Source organism: Pontibacter sp. 13R65, from assembly GCF_047525655.1.
In the GTDB taxonomy this organism is placed as follows: Bacteria; Bacteroidota; Bacteroidia; order Cytophagales; family Hymenobacteraceae; genus Pontibacter.
Genome location: NZ_JBLIQL010000013.1, coordinates 1 through 17,665 on the forward strand (window position 1 = coordinate 1; position 17,665 = coordinate 17,665).

Consider the following 17,665-nt stretch of genomic DNA (forward strand, 5'->3'; position numbering starts at 1 on the left):
CTGGGGGCCCGCATGATGGGCGGGGGCTTTGGCGGCTGCACCATCAACCTGGTGCACGTAGAGCGGCTGGAGGAGTACACGCGGCAGGTAAGCCAGGCCTATGAGCAGCAGTTCGGCAGAGAGCCTAAGGTGTACATCGCCCAGATAGTGGATGGGAGCAGCATGATAAGCCAGGAAGAACTCATTCTACTTACCTAACCAAAGCGCATTGTCAGGCAGCGTAGTATGCCGGTTTCTAAGACTGCCAATCCTGTTCAATTCAAATTATTCTAATGAAAATGGCCTTCCGGAGGTTTTTCTCACCGATGGCAGGTTGCCCAGAGCGCATAATTTATTTTAGAAGCCATAACAGATAAGTTAGGTAGTAAGCTAAACAGGATAAAACCAACCAATAAACTTCATTTCTGTTTTTAAGAAAACAAGTAAGATTGCTATGATAAGATATGCTATCGTTTTTTTATTTCTAGTGATACATGGCCTTGTGCAGGCACAAACCTCTTCGTTAACCAAGGAAGCTGTGTCTGTAAAATCGCCTGAAAGCCAGCAGATTTTCCAGTTGCGTAACCCGGATTTTAAAACGAGTCCGCACACAGGCATGACGCGCCAACACTGGAAAGATGCCGCGCACTACCTGTTACAGGGGGCGTTCGGTTACATAAGTAAATTAGAAGACCCGATGGAATTTCCGAAGCAGCCGGGCAAAAGCTATCCACAAGAGCCGGGGCCAAACAAAACGGAGCGACTGGAAGGGCTCTGCCGCACCTTGTTTATGGCCAACCCGCTGCTAAAAGAAAATCCTGCCTTGGAGATAAATGGCATAAAAGTGGCCGACTATTACCGCCACCAACTGGTAAAACTGATCGACCCTGCCAGCGATACCTATATTGCACCGCGCGCGCAAAAAGGAGGCCCCAGTCAGATTCTGGTAGAGTTTGGAGCACTGGCGGTATCGTTGTTTTACATTCCGGAGGTTCTATGGGAGCCACTTACCAAATCACAGAAAGATGCCCTGGCGCACACCATGCTCAGCTACGGCGACGGACCCACGATTGGCTCCAACTGGCGGTTCTTCAACATTTTTGTGCTTAGTTTCTTTAAAGAACAAGGCTACGAAGTAAACGAGAAGCTGCTGAAAGAGTACCTCGATAAGTCGCTGGAGCATTACCGGGGCGATGGGTGGTACCACGACAGCCCGGCTTACGACTTTTACAGCATGTGGGCCTTCCAGATGTATGGGCCACTGTGGTCTGAGTTTTTCGGGAAGAAGCATTACCCTGAATATGCTGCAAAGCTGATGAGCAACTTTAAAGACCTGCACGGCAACTACCCCTACCTGTTCGATAAGAACGGCAAAATGATTATGTGGGGCCGCAGCATAGCCTACCGCTTTGCTTCTGTGGTGCCTTTCCCGCTTATGGGGCTGGCGCAGGAGCCAGGCACCAATTATGGCTGGATGCGCCGTATAGCCTCTGGTACTATGCTCCAGTTTCTGCAAAACCCGGATTTTATGGCCGATGATAATATTCCGACTTTAGGTTTTTATGGCGCTTTTGAGCCTGCTGTGCAGATTTACAGCTGCCGGGGCAGCGTGTTCTGGATGGGCAAAGCCTTTTTAGGGCTGCTGGTGCCGGAAGAGAACCCTTTCTGGACAGAGACAGAAAACGAAGGAGCCTGGGAGCAGGAGCTTGAGAAAGGAAACGTGTACAACAAGTTTCAGGAGGGAGGTTCTAATATTTTAATTACAGATTACCCTGCTATAGGTGCGGCAGAAGTTCGTGCCTGGTGCCACGAAAAAGTAGCCGACGACTGGCAAAAGTTCAGATCAACAGAAAACTACAATCGCCTATCCTACAACAGCGCTTTTCCGTGGCAGGCCGATGGTGCGAACGGCGAAGTGGCTATGAATTATGTGATTAAAAATAAGCAGAACCAGTGGGAAGCATTCCGGCTTTATACCTTCAAAAAGTATGAAGAAGGCATTTACTACCGGGATGTGGTGCTGGAGACTGATGAGAACATCAAGTTCAGCCTGGCAGACATTCCCTTACCGAACGGCATTTTAAGAGTTGATAATAACAACAGCACGCAAGCTACACAGGTGCGCCTGGGGCATTACGCCCTGCCGCAATTAAAAGAGCCCATAAAAGAGGAAACAAGAAAAGTAAAAGGGCATGCAGTAAAAATTATCGACAACGGCGAGTACCAACTGGCTATGGTAACACTGCTCGGTTTAGATGGTATGGAAACAGTAACGGCTACGGGGCTGCATCCGGTGAGTAACAGGAGTGTTGTCATAAACGCGACAGATTCATTTACGCCAGGTCAGCAGGAGCAGGGAGTGTATGCGACTCTTCTCCTCTGGAAAAAAGCAGGAGAGAAGTGGACAGATAACGAGCTGGTACCGGTAAAAAAGATAAGGTCCGGGAAAGATGGAAGTACAACTGTTGAGTTTAGAAACGGCGATAGCAAAACTATTCGATTTAATTAAAGACTGGGCTACAGGTTAAACAGGTGCGTAAATTAATCTGGCCAATTATTCTAATGAAATAGGCCTTCCGAAGCTTTTTTAGATTAAAACTGCCTGAGGCTCCGAGCCTGACGGCAGTTCTTATAACTATCTGGTGCCAGAACCACCAGGCTCAGGAATGCAGGCTACAGCACTCCTGAGCCTTTTCCTGCACCTAATACCTGCTGTTGCACGAGTTTCCCCCCTTTAAATTCAGATTTACCCCCCCTGCGTTTCCCCTCAGATGTTTCATTTTTGTTTAACGTGAACGAATGTTAGTTAAGGTGCTACACCACCTTAGCCTTGTTCAAACATTGAAAAACTATATAAACCTATGACCTACTAATTAAGACTATTTATGAAAACCAAACACCTAACCTAGCAAATCATCCTATGTTAACACCACACCTAAAATTATCTGTTTGTGATAAAATTTTATACTAACATTTAAAACTAACTATATGCAACATTATTTATTAAAAGGGCTGAGGTACCTATTGGTTCTTCCGCTAGTGTGCCTTTTTGTTGCCGGAGCCTTTGCTCAAGGAATAACAGTACAAGGTAAAGTAACCGACCAGGGCGGAGTTGCTCTTCCGGGAGTAACCGTGCTGCTTAAAGGTACAACTACGGCCGCCCCAACCGATATTGACGGAAATTACTCTATTGCTGTACCAGGTGGCAGTGGCACCCTGGTTTTCTCGTACGTTGGCTTTCAAACTCTGGAGGTGCCGATTAACAACAGAACGACTGTTGATGTGCAGTTAGGCTCTGACGCCAGAGCGCTGGACGAAGTAGTAGTAGTTGGTTATGGTACCCAGAAGCGATCTGATATTACAGGTTCAGTAGCCTCCGTTCCTAAAAACAGGCTATCTAACCTTCCTGTGACAGATTTGACGCAAGCTATTCAGGGCACTACGGCTGGCCTGAACATTACGCAGGGCTCGTCGGTGCCAGGTAGTTCCGGCGGCATGCGAATCAGAGGAGTTAACTCTATCAGTGCCAGAACATCTCCATTTATAGTGGTAGATGGCAGCCCGTTTTTTGGCCAGATGAACGACATCAACCCCAACGACATTGAGTCGATTGAAATTTTGAAAGATGCCTCTGCTGTTGCGATTTACGGTACACGTGGTTCTAACGGCGTTATCCTGATTACAACCAAAAGGGGCCTTAGCGGACAGCCACGCATCAGCTACAGTGGTTACACCGGTGTAGAAGGCCTGTCTAACAAACTAACACCCATGTCTCCGGATGCTTATGTGCAGAAATTCGCTGATTACCAGAGAGCGCAGGGGCTAACACTAACCCAGGTACTGCCAAATACTTTTGAGGTAGAGAATTACAATGCAGGTCGTGTAACAGACTGGCTGGATGAGGCTACTCAAACCGGCAAAATTACGGAACATAACCTAAGCATAACCGGTGGCACCGATAAAGTAAATTACTACCTGACCGGTGGTTACCTGAACCAGGATGGTGTGGTAAAAGGATACGGATTCCAGCGGGCCAGCATAAGGTCCAATTTGGATGCCACCATCACAAGCTTTCTGAAAGCCGGTACCTCTTTATACTTTGCAGATCATAACTCCGACGGTGGTCGTGCCAATATGTTGAATGCTACCGCCATGAGCCCTTATGGCCAGGTGCATAACGATGCTGGTGGTTTCGAAATATTCCCGATGTTCCCGGAATTGCTGTTTGCAAACCCGCTCCTGGGTTTAACTACCGACAGAGTAGACAGACGAAAATTAATTACCGGAACAGCCTATACCGAACTTTCGCCTGGTTTTGCCAAAGGCTTAAAATATCGCCTGAATGCTTCGTACACCTATGAGATAGGCCGCCAGGCTGGTTACACAGGCAGAGCCGGTAATAACATGGTAGGTGCTGCCTACGCCAATAACAACGAAACCAACAACTGGGTATTAGAAAACATACTCACCTACTCCAAAGATTTCGATAAGCACCACATCGACTTTACCGGCCTTTACAGTGCACAGGGTACCGATTACTTCCGGTCTGGAGCTGAGGCAAATACTTTTATAAATGACGAGTTGTCGTTCTATAACCTGGGTGCTGCCGAAAACAGATTCTCGACTTCTGAGAGTAACAGAACCAACCTGCTATCGCAAATGGGCCGTATTAACTACTCCTACGATAGCCGCTACCTGTTAACCTTAACTGCACGCCGCGACGGATTTTCTGCCTTTGGTGCTAACACAAATAAATTCGGTTTGTTCCCGTCTATGGCTGTAGGTTGGAATATTGCTAACGAAGCTTTTATGCAAGATGTGAGTGCGGTGACAGAGCTTAAACTCAGGTTCTCTTATGGGAAGGCGGGTAACCAGGCACTTGATCCTAATCAGACAGCTACTATTTACAACCCGGTTCGCTTTCCGTTTGGTGGCGCCAGCAGCGTTGGTGTACTGGCGGCAAGACTTGGTAACCCAGACCTTAACTGGGAGACAACCACCTCTGCTAACATTGGCCTGGATTATGGATTTTTGCAGAACAGAATCAGAGGTACTGTGGAGGTATACAATGCCAAAACAGAAGACCTGCTGCTGCAACGCCAAATCCCTAACATTTCGGGCTACTCCAGTGTGTGGTATAACCTGGGCGAAGTCAGAAACAAAGGCGTGGAATTTACTATAAGCACTGCTAACATAGAGGCTGGCAAATTCAGGTGGGAAACAGATATCAACTTCACCAGAAACAAAAACGAAATTATAGAATTGTATGGTGATGGTCAGGATGATATTACTAACAATTGGTTTATTGGTAGATCTTTGGGTGCTGTGTTCTCTTACAACTGGTTAGGCGTGTGGCAGGAAGGAGACGATATCCCAGCCACGATGAATGCCAGACCAGGCGACCTGCGATTTGAAGATGTGAATGGCGATGGCAGGATTACCGGCGATGACCGGATGTATTTAGGCTCTACACTGCCTAAGTGGTACGGTGGCCTAACCAACACATTCCATTATGGCAATTTCCACCTGAGCGTGTTCCTGCAGACTTCGCAAGGTTCTATGAAAAGCAACCCCGATATTTTTTACGGCGATGAAGTAGGCAAACGAAACATACCGGCTGAAGTCGGCTACTGGACTCCTGAGAACAGAAGCAATGAGTGGCCATCGTTGAGCTACAGAAACCCACACGGCTATAACTTTGCCAGAGACAACAGCTATGTTCGCATAAAAGATGCCCGCCTGAGCTACACGGTGCCACAGGATTTCCTGGAGAGGTTTGGCATTAGCGGTCTGACCATTTACACTGCCGGCAGGAACCTGTATACTTTCACAAAATGGGTAGGCTGGGATCCGGAGAGTACGCATCTTCCGCGAGGCTCAACAAGTGGTTCAGACTCTTGGGTGAATAATTACCCGCTGGTAAGATCTGTGTCATTCGGTCTTAACCTTACTCTTTAATACCTACTTAAGCTTTAATCAAATGAAAAAATATATAAGATTATTTGTTTGTGCCTGTATTGGCTTGCAGGCTCTTACAGCATGCGACGATTCGTTTCTGGAAGAAGAATTATTAAACAGTTATTCACCCACTAACTTACGCGATCTACCAGGTCTGGAAGCATCGGTAATTGGCTTGTATAACCATAACAGTACCTTTCATAGCGTTAGTTGGGCGCAAGGCTGGGTATCGGTGTGGCAGGTAGGAACCGATATTGTGTGGCCTACGCAACCGCAGGGTATGGAAAACCCCTATTTTGACTATAACACCTTAACCCCGCTGGATGGTGCTGCAGATCATACCTGGAACTGGTCGTATACCATGATCAATAATGCAAATGTTATTATCCAGAACGTAGAGAGTCCGGACCTTACAGCCATCGCAGATGCTGACAAGAACAGGATAAATGCGGAAGCCCGTTTTTTCAGAGGTCTTGCCTACAACATACTGGCAACAGCTTTTGGAGGTGTGCCGCTCATAACAGAGCCACTAACGGTGCCAAGAACAGATTTTGTGCGTGCACCGCTTGCAGAGGTGAACCAGGTGATACTTGCCGATTTACAATTTGCAGCAGAACACCTTCCCGACATTGCCGATTTACCTGCCAATAGGCATGCCAGAGCAAACAAGTACATGGCAAACCAGCTGTTAGCCGAGGTGTATCTTCGTGTAAACCAACCTGCTCTTGCCGAGGCCCAGGCAGATGTCGTTATCAACAGCGGCAGATTTAACCTGATCAAAACTCGTTATGGTGTAAAAGCAAACCAACCTGGCGATCCTTTTTCTGATATGTTTATTTATGGCAACCAGCGCAGGAGCCAGGGCAACATGGAAGCTATCTGGGTAATGGAAGCAGAAAACCCCAGGGATGTGCCGGGCGGCATGACCGATGCCCCACAGCACCGTCGGAACTGGGGTGCTTCCTACCATAGCCGCGCCGGCATGCTCCCTGCCGACTCACTCGGTGGCCGAGGCATTTCCAGAATGCGCCTTAATAACTGGGTGCTGTACGATTTGTATGATGCAGGTGATATGCGTAACTCGAAGTACAACATCCGCAGAGAGTTTTATTACAACGACCCTAAAGAACAGTACAGCAACATTTACAAAACTAAAGTACCTTACGAAGGGCCAGATACACTCTTTATCATAAACCCATACATTACCAAGTGGGGCCATTTCGATCCGCAGGATGTGTTTGGCTATGGCATGTGGAAAGATTTTATTCTGATGCGCTTAGGCGAAACGTACCTGTTGAAAGCTGAGGCACAGTTTAAACAAGGCAACCTTGCCGGTGCAGCCGAGTCTATTAATGAGTTAAGACGCAGAGCAAATGCTCCACTTGTTTCCGCAACCGATATTACCTTAGACTTTATCCTGGATGAAAGAGCAAGAGAGCTGATTGGTGAAGAAAACCGTCGTTTAACCCTGATGCGTACAGGTACATTAGTAGACAGGGCAACTCGCCTGAACACCAACATACCGGGTTTGCCGGCAAACAGGCAGATTCAGGGGTTAACGCAGACACACTTGTTGCTGCCTATTCCGCAAAACGAAATAGATTTGAATAAGGATGCCGTTATTGAACAGAACCCAGGTTACATACGCTAATTATTTTTCTGGTTAGGTAAATCTTCTTATTACAAAGGCCTCTGAAATAACTTCAGAGGCCTTTACTGTTTATAAAGATCTCTCGCTCTTCCTTTGCACAACGCGTTACCAAGAAGCTTAACCACCTCAGAATATAAAACATTTAAACTTATTATCCGGTTTATATGCTAGTTGTTCGGCATGCTAGCCGGAGAACGCTGGAGCAAAATCTTATATAGAATTTAGAAAATTCAGATACAGAGGAACACTTTTTTCAATCCATTCTTCCGAAGAAGTTAACTCAATTCCGTAATATGCAAAAAGTGGTTTATAATCCGCTTTTACATATTCAAAAGTGAGTTCAAAAGGGCGGGTTAACTCTCCCAAAGTATATTTGTATTTTTCGGATGACCGATACTCGTTTTCATCAGCTCCTAATGAAATAGCCAGCGCAATTTTCTTCCCCGAAACCTTGTAACCGCTTTTACTTCCAAAGGCCCATCCGTAAATCAATACTTCATCTAACCATTTTTTGAAAAGTGGAGGACAATTGAACCAGTAATAAGGAAACTGAAATACAATCTTGTTATATTGTTCAATGAGTTTTTGTTCTGTCAACACATCAAGCTTTCCATCAGGATATACATCATATAACTGATGAACGACATACTTATCAGGAAATTTATTTAATTCTTTAACCCATCTTTTGTTAATGAGCGAACTGTTAATATCGGGATGAATAACCATTACTAATGTCTTCATATCATCAAAATTTTTAAAGTACCTGATGCAAAAGTAAGGAGCTTATGTAGCGCTTTGTATATTACCACCCAATTGTGAGGTACTATAAAAAATGTAAGTAATGTCAAAAATAAAGGAAACATCGACCAATTTTGTCAACAAAATAGCTTTAGCTGATGAATGTCCAGAGGTCTATGCTGCCCATATTATTAGCGGGCAATGGGCTTTAGTAATTTGTTCCTGGTTAATAAACCGAAAACTTAGGTTTGGAGAATTAAAGCAACATTTGCCAAACATAACGGAACGAATGCTGACACTGCAGCTGCGGAAATTGGAGGAAAACAAGATCGTAAAACGGACGGTTTACGCAGAAGTTCCGCCACGAGTGGAGTATGAACTAACCCCGATTGGCTACGAATTGAAACCAATTATAGAACAACTCGAAAGTTGGGGAAGGAAGCATAAAAATCTAATGTAGGAGATACACGTCGCCTCTCATGCACAATGTGTAAGAGCTTAATAGGCTAAATTCCAAACCTGTACTTCTGCTGCCAAAGCGATTTTGATCATTCTGTTTCGTATGGTGGCAACCTTAAAAACGGAAGCCTACTTCAGCTGCTTTTTCAGCCATTCCAAAGATTGCTGGTTGGTTTCCTCAAACCGCCAATGACCAGATATGGGTGTAATGACTATAGTTTTGGAGGCTTTTACAGCATTAATGGCTGCGTATACTGAGGTAGGCGGACAGGTGTTGTCGTTGTAGCCCCAGGAGTAAAAACCAGGCACTGTTAGCTGCTTCGCAAAATTTACCACATCGTAGTAGCTGATGGTGTTGAGTTTGACAGGAGTGTTGTTGGTGTGCTGCTGACGAGGGGCGAGCAGGTGCGGCCAGCCGCCGGCTCTGCCATGCAGGTAGCCAGTCATATCACTAAGGGCAGGGTAGAAGGCTGCCAGCGCGGTTACGCGTTTATCTAAGCCGGCAGTCACAATGGCCAGTGCCCCTCCCTGACTTCCGCCTGTCACCACTATGTTTTTACCATCGAACTCAGGTAGTGAACTCAGGAAATCTATGGCTCTCACACAGCCCAGGTATACGCCTTTATAATAATAATTGTCTTTGTCGTCGAGTTTGTTGAGCCAGTAGTCGCCAAAGGCGGTGCTAATGCTTTTGTAGGTGTCGCTATCGAGTTGTGGCGAAAGGCCATGAATTTCGGTGGTGAAACTGATAAAACCCTGTTCGGCAAATCCGGTTTGAGGGTTCATGGGTTTTATGCCGGCACCCGGAGGCGAAAACAATACAGGGTATTTGCCTGGCGCTTTGGGTTTGCTTAAATAACCATACAGGCGCTTACCTTTCTGGAAACTTTGCAGGCTTACCAGGTACACATCTATGGTGGCGGTAGAATAAGCGGGCAGGTGCGTGTACTGCGGGTCGAGAGGAACAGTGGCGGCCTCTGCTTTTGCTTTTTCCCAGAAGGCTGCAAAATCGGCGGGCATAGGCACAGTAGGCATTATCTTTTCGGGGGAGAAGGCAAGCTTAACCGTATTGCTGTAGGTTTTACCGTTGATTTCGGTTTTAACTACCAGTTGCCGGAAACCAGGCTCTTTGCTGGTGCCAACACTTAGTTTGCCACTGCCTTTGCGGAGGGTGAGCTCACCTTTTTTATCTGGTGGCAAAAGCTCCGGCCCCACCTCAAAACTGATTTGGGCACCCTCCTGCGGCACACCGTACTGAAGAACCGTTACTTCAACTGATGCCTGCTGGTTTACAGCGTAAATCCAGTCTTTTGAATCTGGCGTCAGCAAAATATCAACAAGTTTAAGAGGTGCCGGCGAATTCTGGGCTTCTGCCTGCAACAGGAGCAGTAAACAGCTAAGGGTAGTGAAGAGGTGCTGTGCAAGTCTCATTTTTCAGATTTTACTTTTAAAAGCCATGTAAGCTAATAGGGCTGCAGCCATATGATGCGCCCAGCTAGCGAAGCCAGCAAAAAAGGTAATAAAATTTTATAGTATTCGCGTCATTTCCGCTCTTTTTACTGTTGTTGAAGGATGTTCCAGTTTTAGGTCTGAGCGGAGAAGGATAACAGGTAGATAAAATTCTTCTAATGAAAAAGGCCTTGCAGAGCTATTTAGGCTGTTTCAGGCACAAGGGTAAGTCAAACTTTGGCCAATTTCTTCGTGTTTTATATTAACACAAAAAGTTCTTATCCTATCTCTTCGTTTGTTCCTAAGCCCTTCCTATAACAGTAGCTGCAGAAACTGGCACCCACCAAGTCTGTTACCTAATATTAAAATTTTTTATGTCAAAAATAATATTATCTTTACATAGATCAATGGTGGTAGCTATGAAGTGGTCGTTTGTAATTCAACAGAAATTAAAGATAGCCTCTCTGCTTGGCTGTCTGATTGTGATGGTGCTGCTGGCAAACTTTATGTGGAAAAAGCACATGGGCAGCATGAACAAGTCGTTCTCCTCTATCTACAAAGACCGGCTTCTTCCGGCCACAGACATTGTGTACCTTACAGAGCATCTGTACAACAAGCGTTTGTTAATGGAGCACTACTTGCTCATTACAGAAGCCGAGTCCGAAGTTGCCCTAGTTGAACAGATGCAGTGGCACAACCGGCAGGTCGACTCTCTAATCCACAACTTCGAAAGCACTTACCTGGTAGATCAGGAGTCTAAAAGCCTTCTTGGCCTGAAGAACAAGGTGGAGGAATACGTGCGCATGGAAAATGCCATTCTTGCTCTAAGTCATGAACAGGGGAGAGCGGCTGGTACAGCCATGTTTGAGCAGGAGGGGAAAGCTGTTTTTATGTGTACCATTAAGCACCTGCACGAACTCACCAGAATTCAGTCGGAGGTAGGCAAGGAGCTGGTAGGCGATTCGCAGCACATTGTGTCCAGCACCAACATTTTGTCGAGCCTGGAGGTGGGGCTGGTCCTGATCATCGGGTTAATTGTGCAGGTGCTTATTGTTTCGTCCAGAATGGTGAATATCAAGCCTAAAAACTTTAACATGAATTAGGCAGTAGTGAGAGAAGTTTTCAGGCTGAGGCTCCATCAAGCAATTATTCTAATGAAAAAGCCCTTCCGGAGCATTTATCAGGCCAAACACCCTAAGGCCAACGTGTAACTAAAAACAAAAACTCCCGCCTCAACTCAGTTTGAAGCGGGAGTTTTTGTTTAATGCTAAAGTTAGTTGCGTAGTGTATAGGCTTGTTCTTCAATCAAAACCGATGAAGAAGCTCCTGGCTGCGTTCACCAGCTCTTAGATTATATCCAGCCTTTACTCTTGTATAGGAGCAAAAGTTTATGGTTGCGCCTGCTGCTGCTTTTGCCAGTCGGTAGTTTGCCATCCTTTCGGCTTTTGCGGCGTAGTATTTTTAAATTGGACGTTGTCAGACAGGTCGCCTTCTATCTTCGGAACAAGCTCACCACCAGGCACTGTAAACCGTACGTTTTCGAAAAGGATGTTGCGGCCATCTAAAATCTCGATGAGCGAATCCTGCGCCTGCACTTCTATGTTACGTAGTGTAATGTCTTTGGCATCGCGGGCAATAAACAACCCTTTCGATTTTACTTGTGCATTCTCAATGAGCAGGTTTGTCATAGGCGTTTCCGGTATGCCTTTTATCTTCACAAAGTGATCTGCTTTTTCCACGATAATATCGCGGGCAAAAATATTTTTATAACTCGGTGTTAGCTTGTTTATTTCGCGTACCGGCATACGATCGGCCAGTTCGCCAACATAGGTTCTGCTGCCGAGCATGTCCCAGTGGAACGCATCGTTTCGCAGGTTCATTCTAATGCGTTCGTAGTGCAGGTTCTCACCGCCTCCACCTCTCGGTCTGCGGGTTTTAAATCGTATGCCTACGCCAGTATCGTCGAACACGCAGTCGTGCACGTACAGGTTGCGGATCATGCCGGCGGTTTCGCTGCCGGTGGTAATGCCACCATGTCCCTCGCGGGCAAGGCAGTAGCGCACCACTACATTTTCGGTAGGTTTGTTTACGCGCATGCCATCTTCTGCTCGGCCCGCTTTCATGGTAAAGCAGTCGTCGCCACAGCTCAGGGTGCAATATTCTATAAGCACATTTCGCGACGATTCAATGTCGATGCCGTCGCCACGCGGAATGCCTACAGAGTTAACTGTTACACCTCTTATGATCACGCCATCGCAATAAACGGGTACAATGTTCCAGAAAGGCGTTTTTTCCAGCGTAATGCCTTCTATATACACATCTTTGCAGTTAATAGGCGAGATAAACATCGGCAGGAAAATGAACTCGTCGTTGTATCCTTCATACACCCGCTCCGCTACCGGTTTGTCGTGTGGCACCACTTTCTCAATAACATCTACCTCCATTACCCGGTTTCTCAGCGGACTGTCGGCCGGGGGGCCAACCAGTTTGCCTTTTCCGGTAACTGCTATATTTTCCTGGCCATTAGCATAAATACACGCCCCCAACGACATCACTTCAATGCCTTCGTTACGAGTAAACACGGCAGGTCTGTAATCTTCTATTTCACCGCTGAAGTGCAGCTCTGCGCCTTCTTCCAGCAGGAGGTTAACGTTGCTCTTCAGGCTGATGCGGCCTGTTTTCCAAATGCCGGCCGGAACACGGGCTGTGCCGCCGCCTTTCTGGTGCACCTCATCAATGGTGGCCTGAATTTCGGTGGTGGTGATACGGTCTTTCTTAGCTCCCCGCTCGGTTATGCTAATAGTTAGCTCCGGAAAAGTAGGCTTCTTAAATTGAGGCATGTCGAAAGGAGCTTCCACAGGCGCTATGGTATCCGGCAGCATGGCAGCGCCTACCTGGTCTATGGTTGGTACCCGGTCGGCCCAATTTCCTGCATCGACAGCATTGGCCGAGCCATCTGCTTTATTGGAGGAGCCGGAACAGGCTACCAGCAGAGAACAAAGCACGAAGAGCATAAACGGCCTGATGCCCGACCAGGCGAAATGATTACTGGCAGGCAGCTTGGCTACCTCTGCGCGGTTTTCCTGTGTCATAAGTAATATATTATAGGTAAATGTAAACTAGCGGTTAATTATATATGCTGGCTTTTGATGTAAGATTCTTTCGCTTTCAGCATTTCTTACTACCGTTCCTGTTCCTCTGCAGCAGGTTTAACTTCCTGCTACGGGGTTGCGCTTAAGCATCAAATCTGGCAATAAACTATGGCTCCTCAGCCGGTTGCCATGAACGTTGATTAGGTAGCATTAGTATCATTTTCGCAAATGGTCGCCAGTACCTGGAGGAGATGCTACCGTAGCGTGAAAAATATAAAATAATTTAGCTATCAGACTAAAGTGTTCTTTTTATAGTATTGATATTTCAAGTCCTTTTCTGCTAACGATTTTTATGCATTAACGCACGTTAGAGTATAATTTTGAAAACGCCCAGCCTTAAAACTATTTTTACGTACAAACATAGTATTTATAAATAAATAAAAAAAAAGGCAAATTTTCGAAATATGTAATATATTTACTCTCCCAATAAAATAAGCTAAAGCAGCTTCTGAAGCTGAAGGAGCTACATTTTTTGGGCTAAATAAGGGTGTAGAAACAGAAACCAGCCTTGCCGAGTTTAAGGCAAGCCAATGGAAAAAGAAGGTATACTGATCTGAAACAGCCTTTTAATGATGGAGAACTGTTCCCGGACCACTTACCGCTGCATCAGAAAAAATGTAAAATAACAGGAGTGGTTCTCTAAATTTATAATGAATTGTTATAAATAGAAGAAGGTCCGGTTTTTAGTTTAATTAAACAAATGATAGTTTGAGTGCTGATAATTAAAGGTTTAAACAATGAATAGGTCTTTAGCTAACATCTTCCTAATTGTTCCTGAAGCTACTTATGAGTAATTGTTAGCCTATTTGGACCCAGATAAAACCTTTAATTGGATTTTATTAATATAATTAATGTGTAAATTTTAACAAACGGTAGTTTAACATAAATAGGGGGTAATTTGAAAACTTAGAAAATGCAGTAAAAAGCGCCTTAAATAAAGAGGATGAGTTGTGATTGGTGCCATGGCTGGCGCTTCAACGCTGCTGGTTTTTCTCTCAAATTATTTTTGGCAGCACAAATGAAGCATGTCTGTTTTGTCTGGTAAACACCTCAGGGTAAAGTGGCAAAGTGAAGTTGATGCCTACCAGTAAGCAACGTGCTAAGTAAACGGAATTATGATTGACCAAATACTTTTCCATAACTTTTAACACATTTTAAATGAAAAACTCAATATCTAAAGATTTGAGATTTATTCTCATTCTTCCACTTATCCTGCTATGCTTCGTGGGGGCGTTTGCACAGGGTACGGTGGTACGAGGGACAGTAGTAGACGAATCTAATACTGGCTTGCCTGGCGTAACTGTAATGGTGAAGGGCACCACAAATGGAACAGCCACCGGAATCGATGGCGATTTTGAGCTGAACGTGACTGATCCTAACGCTACCTTGGTAGTAACTTATGTAGGATACCAGACACAAGAGATTGCCTTAAACAACCGCTCCGTAATAAATGTATCTTTACTTCCGGATAGCAAAGTACTAGATGAGGTAGTGGTAGTTGGCTATGGTACAGTAAAAAGAAGAGACCTGACAGGCTCTGTTTATTCTGTTAAATCAGATGAAATTGTGCAGATTCCTACCCATAGCCCAATAGAAGCAATCCAGGGAAGAGTACCCGGCGCTGATATTATGCGTGGTTCTGGTGCGCCTGGCGCAAATCCAACCATAACACTGCGTGGTAACAGATCCATCGCTGGCAGAGATGATTTAGCATCCAGGAATGAGCCTCTTTATATTATAGATGGTTTCCAGGGGGGTAGTATAAACGACCTTAACCCAAATGATATCGAATCAATTGAGATTTTAAAAGATGCATCTTCTACTGCCATTTATGGTGCGATGGGAGCAAACGGTGTTATTATCGTAACCACCAAAAAAGGCGCTGAAGGAAAAGCACGCGTTTCTTATGATGGTTATTATGGCGTAACGCAATACAACTTTCCTAAGTCTAGAACCGGAGATGATTATATTCAGTTAAGAAGAGAGGCCGCGCGCACCATTGGTTTATGGAACAGCGAAGCCGATGATGCCAGAATTTTTGACGGACCAGGTGAGTGGGATGCTGTGCAGGCCGGGCAGTGGGTAGATTGGATGGATTTAGTAAAGGAGAATGGTACGCAGCAAAACCATGCCTTAACGGTAAGAGCCGGAACCGAGAAAACAAAAGTATTTGCTTCGGCAGGATATTTTAGGGAAGAAGGCATGCTGCGAAACAGCGATTTTACCCGTTATAATCTCCGTTTGAATATAGACCAGCAGCTAAGCTCATGGGCGAAAGCCGGTGTTTTAAGCCAGGTAACGCAATCTAATCGAAATCAACGTAGAAATCCGTTGTCGCAAGCCTTGTCTATCAGCCCACTCGGTGTTCCTTACGACGAAAACGGCCTTATTCGGCAATTCCCTTTACCGGATGGTACTACCATCAGTCCACTGGCCGACGAAAGAACAGATTTTATAGCTCGTAACAATACACTCAGAACAAGTGTTTTAGCAAATGCTTTTGTGGAACTGACTCCTTTAAAAGGACTTTCTTTCAGATCTAGCTTTGGTACTAATATAGCCCTGAGCAGACAAGGTATTTATGATGATGCTACTTCCCTAAACCGTGCTAATACAAGAATTTCTTTAGCCTCGTCTGAAGCAGTTTATGGCAGAAACCTGAATTGGGACAACGTGTTAAGCTACACTAGAGACTTTGGTGGCCACAATGTGACCATCACAGGTATTACAAGCTACATCCAGTCCGACGAAGACAGAGTCTATGCGCAAGGTCAGGGGCAGCTTGTTTCTTCGCAACTGTATTATGGGCTAGATGCCACAAGCACTGCTGCTACGCGTGACATTCGGTCGCCATTTGAAGGTACTAAAAACCTCGCGTATGCTGGTCGTTTGAACTATAACTACAAAAGCCGTTACTTGTTAACTGTAACTGGTCGTTACGATGGTGCTTCCCGACTGGCTCCTGGCAATAAGTGGGACTTTTTCCCATCTGTAGCAGCAGGCTGGAACATAAGCGAAGAAGCCTTTATGCAAGGTGTAGAGCAGGTAACCAACCTGAAACTACGCGCTAGCTACGGTGTAGCCGGTAACTACAGCATCAGCCCTTATGGAACGCAAAGCCTTCTAGTAGCCAACCAAAGGGCTATGGGCTTCGGAGATATTGCAGCACCAGCTTATTATTTCAGTGAGCTGGTAGGTAACCCGAATCTGGGTTGGGAAAAGTCGGCTACTACAAACTTTGGGTTAGACATAGGCTTGTTCAATAACAGAATAGCTGCCATAGTAGATGTATACGATACCAAAACAACCGATATTCTTTACCCAAGAACATTGCCTATTTCTACTGGTGTAAGAAGGGTGAATGAAAACATAGCTGCTACCAGAAACAGAGGTATAGAAGTAGCGCTTACCACTCATAACATCCAAACCAGCGATTTCTCCTGGTCTACTACTTTCACCTTTACCAGAAACAAAGAAGAAATTACAGAGCTGATTGATGGAACAGATATCATCACTAACGAAACTACTTCTCTGCTAATTGGCCGTCCTGTTTCGTCTTTCTACAGCTATAAATTCTTAGGTATTTGGCAGGCACACGAGGTTGATGAAGCGGCCCGTTACAGTGTAGGTAACTACCAGTTTCAGCCAGGAGACATCAAAGTGGCAGATTTAAACGGAGACTTTATTATTGACGCAGAAGACCTTGGCTATATTGGTTCTACCGTTCCGCAGTGGTTAGGTGGTATTCAGAACAACTTCAAGTACAAGGCCTTTGATCTTGGTATTTACCTGTTTGCACGTTATGGACAAACCATCAACGCACAATTCTTAGGACGCTTCAACCCATCAGGTACAGGCAATGGTCCAGAAATTGCTAATTACTGGACACCAGAAAATCCTTCCAACGATTATCCGCGTCCGAGAAGGGGAGCAAACTTGAACAACTATGTGGGGTATACCGGTTACCAGGCACTGAGCTTTGTAGACGGATCTTATTTCAAAATTAGAAACGTAACACTGGGTTATACGCTGCCTAAAGCCTTAAGCCAGCGAGTTAAGTTAGAAAACCTGCGTGTTTATGCCACGGCTTCTAACCCTTTAGTGATTTCCAAGCACCATTTGCTAAGAAACTACGATCCTGAAGGAGGAGGCTCTGAGTCTAATCCGTTGAGCAAGCAAATTGTATTTGGTGTTAATGTTGGTTTCTAAAAACGAAGGCATTTGATCTTAGTTTTTAAGTATCAAGCAATTTGAAGAAAACGGATGAGCCGTTTGTCTC

9 protein-coding genes and 1 pseudogene are annotated in these 17,665 nt (G+C 45.3%); 7 read left to right on the forward strand and 3 right to left on the reverse strand.

Annotation, left to right across the window (positions count from 1 at the left end; genetic code table 11):
* The 4 genes and pseudogenes from ACMA1I_RS15080 to ACMA1I_RS15095 all read left to right on the forward strand — a co-directional run.
* A pseudogene (locus ACMA1I_RS15080) lies at positions 1–198 on the forward strand (galactokinase); the annotation flags it as partial.
* Positions 199–433: 235 nt separating this feature from the next.
* Entirely contained in the window at positions 434–2,488 is a 2,055-nt protein-coding gene (locus ACMA1I_RS15085) for a DUF2264 domain-containing protein (RefSeq protein WP_337069213.1), read from the forward strand.
* A gap of 479 nt (positions 2,489–2,967) precedes the next feature.
* Positions 2,968–5,937 (forward strand): TonB-dependent receptor, encoded by a 2,970-nt coding sequence (locus ACMA1I_RS15090; RefSeq protein WP_337069214.1) that lies wholly within the window; start codon positions 2,968–2,970, stop codon positions 5,935–5,937.
* Positions 5,938–5,959: 22 nt separating this feature from the next.
* A complete protein-coding gene (locus ACMA1I_RS15095; protein ID WP_337069215.1) occupies positions 5,960–7,588 on the forward strand; it encodes a RagB/SusD family nutrient uptake outer membrane protein in 1,629 nt (542 codons plus the stop codon).
* A 210-nt stretch (positions 7,589–7,798) separates the two neighbouring features.
* Here ACMA1I_RS15095 and ACMA1I_RS15100 read toward each other — a convergent pair whose 3' ends face one another.
* Positions 7,799–8,329 (reverse strand): NAD(P)H-dependent oxidoreductase, encoded by a 531-nt coding sequence (locus ACMA1I_RS15100; RefSeq protein ID WP_337069216.1) that lies wholly within the window; start codon positions 8,327–8,329, stop codon positions 7,799–7,801.
* A gap of 100 nt (positions 8,330–8,429) precedes the next feature.
* Here ACMA1I_RS15100 and ACMA1I_RS15105 point away from each other — a divergent pair, with 100 nt between their 5' ends.
* Positions 8,430–8,786, forward strand: a complete 357-nt coding sequence (locus ACMA1I_RS15105) for a helix-turn-helix domain-containing protein (protein WP_337069217.1) — start codon at positions 8,430–8,432, stop codon at positions 8,784–8,786.
* A gap of 128 nt (positions 8,787–8,914) precedes the next feature.
* On the opposite strand, the gene ACMA1I_RS15110 is transcribed toward ACMA1I_RS15105, so the two are convergent.
* Positions 8,915–10,216, reverse strand: a complete 1,302-nt coding sequence (locus ACMA1I_RS15110) for an acetylxylan esterase (RefSeq protein ID WP_337069218.1) — start codon at positions 10,214–10,216, stop codon at positions 8,915–8,917.
* Between the two features lie 392 nt (positions 10,217–10,608).
* Between ACMA1I_RS15110 and ACMA1I_RS15115 the strand changes: the two genes are divergently transcribed.
* Positions 10,609–11,337, forward strand: coding sequence for an MCP four helix bundle domain-containing protein (locus ACMA1I_RS15115; protein WP_337069219.1), 729 nt, complete (start codon positions 10,609–10,611; stop codon positions 11,335–11,337).
* A 285-nt stretch (positions 11,338–11,622) separates the two neighbouring features.
* On the opposite strand, the gene ACMA1I_RS15120 is transcribed toward ACMA1I_RS15115, so the two are convergent.
* Positions 11,623–13,326, reverse strand: coding sequence for a glycoside hydrolase family 28 protein (locus ACMA1I_RS15120; RefSeq protein ID WP_337069220.1), 1,704 nt, complete (start codon positions 13,324–13,326; stop codon positions 11,623–11,625).
* Between the two features lie 1,218 nt (positions 13,327–14,544).
* Between ACMA1I_RS15120 and ACMA1I_RS15125 the strand changes: the two genes are divergently transcribed.
* Complete coding sequence (locus tag ACMA1I_RS15125; RefSeq protein ID WP_337069221.1) at positions 14,545–17,595, forward strand: TonB-dependent receptor; 3,051 nt, start codon at positions 14,545–14,547, stop codon at positions 17,593–17,595.
* Positions 17,596–17,665 lie beyond the last annotated feature (70 nt).